Consider the following 4,774-nt stretch of genomic DNA (forward strand, 5'->3'; position numbering starts at 1 on the left):
TACGCCGACGACGGCGTACCGTTGCCGTTGCAGGACCCCCTCGCGGGGCCGATCCGGTCCGCCCTGGAGGCCGGAGCGCAGAGCCCGGCCGGCGCGGTGGACGCCGTCTTCGCGCTGCGCGAGGTCATCCCGGCCGAGGTGGCCGACGACGACGAGGTACGCGCCGAGGTGACCGCCTGGCTCACCGCGCTCGGACGACACGGCGTCGAGGCGACCCTGGCCGGTGCCCGGTGAGCGGTGCCGCGTGGGCCGGTGCCCCGGGGGCCTCGGCAGTCCTGGCCGGCGTCTCGTGAACGGGTCGGCGCCGCCGCCGACGGTGGCGGTGATCGGGGCGAACGGGCACGGCCACTGGCACCGGCGGGTGATCGCGCCACTGCACGCCGGCGGCCGGCTGCGGCTGGTCGCCCTGGTCGACGTTCAACCGGTGCGCGACGAACGGGAGGCACCGGTGCCGCCCGGGGTCGGGGTGTTCACCGACCACCGGGCGATGCTCGCCGCCACCCGACCGGAGGTGGTGGCGCTCTGCACCCCGCCGCACACGCACCTGCCGATCGCCCGCGACGCCCTCGCGGCCGGCGCGGACCTGCTGCTGGAGAAGCCGCCGGTGCTGTCGCTGGCCGAGCACGACGAGCTGACCGACGCGCTGGCGGCGACCCGCCGCGTGGCCCAGGTCGGTTTCCAGGCGCTCGGTTCGGCGGCGCTGACCGCGCTGACCGACGCGCTGGCCGCCGGCCGCCTCGGCGCGGTCACCGGCATCGCGACCGTCGCGGCGTGGCAACGGCCGGACGCCTACTACGCCCGCTCCCCGTGGGCCGGCCGCCGGAGCGTGGACGGCCGACCGGTGCTGGACGGCGCGCTGGCCAACCCGCTCGCGCACGCGGTGATGCAGTGCCTGGCCGTCGCCGAGGCGCTCGGCGGGGCACCACCGTGGCCGGTCGCCATCGAGGTGGAGCGCTACCGGGTGCGGCCGATCGAGGTGGAGGACACGGCGGTGCTGCGGGTGCGGTTCCGCGCCGGCCCGCCGGTGCTCGCGGCGGTCACCCTGGCATCCGAGGAGTTCGTGGCGGGCGAGGTGGTGGTGACCGGCACGACGGGACAGGCCGTGCTGGAGTACCCGACGGACCGGTTGCGCCTGCCCGGTGACGTGGTGACCCGCCGCGTCCCCGGTCGACGGGGCCTGCTGGAGAACCTGCTCGCCCACCGCGCCGACCCGGCCGGGGTGCCGCTGATCGCCCCGCTGGCCCGTACCGCGCCGTTCACCGCCCTGCTGGACGCGTTGCGGGCCGCGCCCGAGCCCCAACTGCTCGGCGGAGAGTTGGTCGACGTGGTGGGCGACGGTGACGAGCGGGTGTTGCGGATCCGTGGCGTGGTCGAGGTACTGCGTCGGGCGGCCGAGCAGGGTGCGCTGCCCAGCGAGCAGGGCGTGCCGTGGGCCGTGCCGGCGTACCGCGCGGACCTGGCGTAGTGGTGTCGCCCCGCGGTGGCGAGGGTGCTCCGGTTGTCCTTTGCTCTGCTTCAACCGAGGCAACACTTTTGCCCCGCAGGTGTTGCCTGGATTGAAGCAGAGCAAAGGAGGCGACGGGTCGGTGCCCGCCCCTCCTCCGACACTCGGGGCAGGCGGCCGACGTCAGGAGAGGCGGCCCTCGGAGCGACTGTCCGTGCGATAACGTGCGTCCACATGGGAACAGTTGACCTGGCCCTGGCCGTCGCGGTCGGCGTGGCCAACCTGGCCGTCGCCGCCGTGCTGCTCGCCAGGAGCCGCGGTGGCACCGTGGCACCCCGGATCCTCGGCCGCCCGCAGCCGCTCCCCCGCCTGCGGGCCGCGATGCACGCCTGCCTGGGGCTGGGGCTGGGGGTCGGCTGGCTCGTCAAGGACATCTTCCCGCCCCACTCCACGGGCGACGCGGTGCTGTTCATCGTCATCAGGGTCCTGCTGGTGGCTGCTCTCGTCACCGCCCTGCTGGTCGCCTTCCGGCACGTTCGACCCGCGCGGGATGAGACCGCCCACTAGCGGCCGGCACCACTGCAACATTCCTGCAAACAATTTATATTGACCGATACAAAACCGCGAACCTACCGTTCCTGGTGAATGCCGAAACCACCACCAGCGAATGGGAAAATCAATGCGCGCACCCCTCGTCGGGGCGACGGTGATCGCCGTCCTGGTCGGTGCCACACCTGCCGCCGCCGCTCCCCGCCCCGACACTTCCGCCGCCGATCGGCTCTCCTGGTCGGCCCGTCACCTCGGTCGGCAGGCCCTGCCGGAGCGGGACGGCTGGGCGGCCGAGGGCGTCGGCACCACAGGCGGTTCGGCGGCGCCGCCGGAGCGGACCCGGGTGGTCCGCAGCAGGGCCGAACTGGTCGCCGCCCTCGGTGGCGACAACGCCGCCAACGCCACCGACGCCACGCCGAAGCTGATCTACGTGGCGGGCGCGGTCGACGGCTTCGAGGGGCCCGACAGCACAACACTGAGCTGTGCCGACCTGGCTGACCCGGCGTACCGGCTGGACGCCTACCTGGCCGCGTACGACCCGGCGGTCTGGGGTCGGGTGGCACCGGCCGGGCCGCTGGAGGAGGCCCGGGTGCGCTCGGTGGCCAACCAGACCCGCCAGACCCAGATCAACGTCGGCCCCAACACCACAATCGTCGGCCTGCGCGGCGCGCGACTGACCGGTCTCACCCTCATGATCGACCGGGCGTCCAACGTCATCGTGCGCAACCTGACCTTCGTCGACGCCCGGGACTGCTTCCCCGCGTGGTCGCCCACCGACGGCGACACCGGCAACTGGAACAGCCAGTACGACCAGATCTCGGTACGCCGCAGCGAGCACGTGTGGGTCGACCACAACACGTTCACCGACGGCGACAACCCGGACAGCGCCCAGCCCGTCTACTTCGGCCGGCCGTACCAGGTGCACGACGGGTCGCTGGACGTCACGCACACCGCCAGCGGAGTCACCGCCTCATGGAACCGCTTCACCGGACGGGACAAGCTGATGCTGATCGGCTCGTCCAACACGGTCGGCCCGGACGTGGGTCGGCTGAAGGTCACCCTGCACCACAACCTCTTCGACGGCGTCCTGCAACGGCTACCGCGGGTGCGGTTCGGTCAGGTCGACGTCTACAACAACCTGTACCGGCTGGGCGGCGACGGCTTCCAGTACGCCCTGGGCGTCGGTGTGCAGTCGGCGATCTACGCGCAGAACAACTTCTTCGCCCTCGACGCGGGCGTGGACCCGGCCGACCTGCTCTACGACTGGGGCGGCACCGCGCTCACCGAGCGCGGCTCCTGGGTGCGCCAGGGCGCCGGCCCGGCCCGGCCGGTCGACCTGCTCACGGCGTACAACGCGGCGCACGACCCCGACCTGGGCGCCGACGCCGGTTGGACACCCACCCTGCGCCGCGACCCGGTCCTGCCGGCGCCGCTGCTCCCGCTCCTGGTGGGCCCGCTCGCCGGGGCCGATCGGCTGCCGCTGTGACGACTCGCCATGGTCGGGTCGGCGACGTACCGGGCCATCGATGGGGGGAAGATCGGCTATAAGTGACGCATGGACTTCCCGCCGCACCTGGGCAGCATGCCGATGCACGCGATCACCGAGATCCACGGCGAACCGGGCCTGCTGGAGCGCTTCCGGCTGGAGGTCGAGCGCTTCGACGACGGCGAACGCGCCCGCCTGTCCGCCGCGCTCGACCTCGCCGCCGAGCTGCACCGCGACGACCGGCGGGTCCGCGAGCCGTACCTCAACCACCTGCTGCGGGTCGCCATCCGGCTCATGCACCACTACCAGGTCCGCGACGTCGACGTGATCGTCGCGGGTCTGCTGCACGACGCGGTGGAGGACCACCCGGCCGAGCTGGCCGACGGCGGCGGCGACCCGAGGGCCGCGGCGCTGGCCGCGCTCGCCGCGCGGTTCGGGCCGCGGGTGGCCACCCTGGTCGCCGCGGTCACCAACCCGATGTACGACCCGCAGCGCGACCGCAACGAGCAGTACCGGGAGCACCTGGCGGTCAGCCTGGACCGGGAACCCTGGGCGCGGGTGATCAAGGTGTCGGACTTCACCGACAACGGCGTCGGGGTGATCCACACCGTCGGGCCGAAGGTCGTCTCGTCGGCCCGCAAGTACCGGCCGCTGGTGCCGCTCTTCCGGGACCTGATCGGTCGTGCGGACACCCCGCTCTCGCCTGCGGTGAAGGCCCACATCTTCGGCCAGCTCGACCTTGCCGAGGAGCGGTTCAGCGCCATCCTGGACCGGCCGGCCCACACGCGCTGAGCTGAGCTGAGCCGGGACGCGCGCCCGACGGGTCAGGCCTGCGTACCGCCGCCGGGACCGGGCGCGGGCACGAACCTGTCCCGGCGCAGGCCCTCGCGCACCAGGTGCTCCAGCCAGGAGGTCGGGGCGACACCCAACTCCCGGCCCAGGTCGGCGCGGAACAGCTCCAGCCGGCGTACCGCCTCGTTGATGTTGCGTTCGGCCAGGTGCACGGCGATCAGCACGCGGGTGGCGCTCTCCCGCAACGGTTCCAACTGCACGGCGGTCAACGCCACCTGCACCGCCTCGCTGAAGCGTCCCTGCGCGGTCAGCCGTTCGGCCAACGCCTCCAGCGCGTACAGCTGGGTCTGGCGCAGCCGCTCCCGCTCGGTCAGCACCCAGTCGTCGTACCAGCCGGGCAGCAGCTCGCCCGTCGCCAGCGCCGGCACCCCCGCGCCGACACCCGCCGGCGCCCCGCCGGCCAGCAGCGCCGCGGACGCCGCGCCGAGCGTGGCGACGTCGCT

5 protein-coding genes and 1 pseudogene are annotated in these 4,774 nt (G+C 73.5%); 5 read left to right on the forward strand and 1 reads right to left on the reverse strand.

The genetic code is table 11. The annotated features are described in order from the left end of the window. From AB0J68_RS27435 to AB0J68_RS27455, 5 genes and pseudogenes are all read left to right on the forward strand, one after another. A pseudogene (locus tag AB0J68_RS27435) lies at positions 1-234 on the forward strand (mannitol dehydrogenase family protein); the annotation flags it as partial. Between the two features lie 55 nt (positions 235-289). Further along, positions 290-1,465 (forward strand): Gfo/Idh/MocA family oxidoreductase, encoded by a 1,176-nt coding sequence (locus AB0J68_RS27440; protein WP_363941219.1) that lies wholly within the window; start codon positions 290-292, stop codon positions 1,463-1,465. Between the two features lie 213 nt (positions 1,466-1,678). Next, positions 1,679-2,011: a hypothetical protein gene (locus AB0J68_RS27445; protein WP_354862302.1), complete on the forward strand. Its 333-nt coding sequence runs from the start codon at positions 1,679-1,681 to the stop codon at positions 2,009-2,011. A 112-nt stretch (positions 2,012-2,123) separates the two neighbouring features. Continuing rightward, positions 2,124-3,479: a polysaccharide lyase family 1 protein gene (locus tag AB0J68_RS27450; protein WP_355065221.1), complete on the forward strand. Its 1,356-nt coding sequence runs from the start codon at positions 2,124-2,126 to the stop codon at positions 3,477-3,479. Positions 3,480-3,548: 69 nt separating this feature from the next. Further along, complete coding sequence (locus AB0J68_RS27455; protein ID WP_355065219.1) at positions 3,549-4,271, forward strand: HD domain-containing protein; 723 nt, start codon at positions 3,549-3,551, stop codon at positions 4,269-4,271. Positions 4,272-4,303: 32 nt separating this feature from the next. On the opposite strand, the gene AB0J68_RS27460 is transcribed toward AB0J68_RS27455, so the two are convergent. After that, positions 4,304-4,774 (reverse strand): bacterial transcriptional activator domain-containing protein (locus AB0J68_RS27460; protein ID WP_363941222.1); only part of this gene is annotated, 471 nt, incomplete at its 5' end.

Origin of the sequence: Micromonospora sp. NPDC049580, from assembly GCF_040675595.1 — a bacterium.
GTDB lineage: Bacteria > Actinomycetota > Actinomycetes > Mycobacteriales > Micromonosporaceae > Micromonospora.

What these genes read in the sequence shown, in the direction of transcription:
- AB0J68_RS27445 (WP_354862302.1), top strand. Translation starts at nt 1,679, where the DNA reads ATGGGAACAGTTGACCTGGCCCTGGCCGTCGCGGTCGGCGTGGCCAAC.
- AB0J68_RS27450 (WP_355065221.1), top strand. Translation starts at nt 2,124, where the DNA reads ATGCGCGCACCCCTCGTCGGGGCGACGGTGATCGCCGTCCTGGTCGGT.
- AB0J68_RS27455 (WP_355065219.1), top strand. Translation starts at nt 3,549, where the DNA reads ATGGACTTCCCGCCGCACCTGGGCAGCATGCCGATGCACGCGATCACC.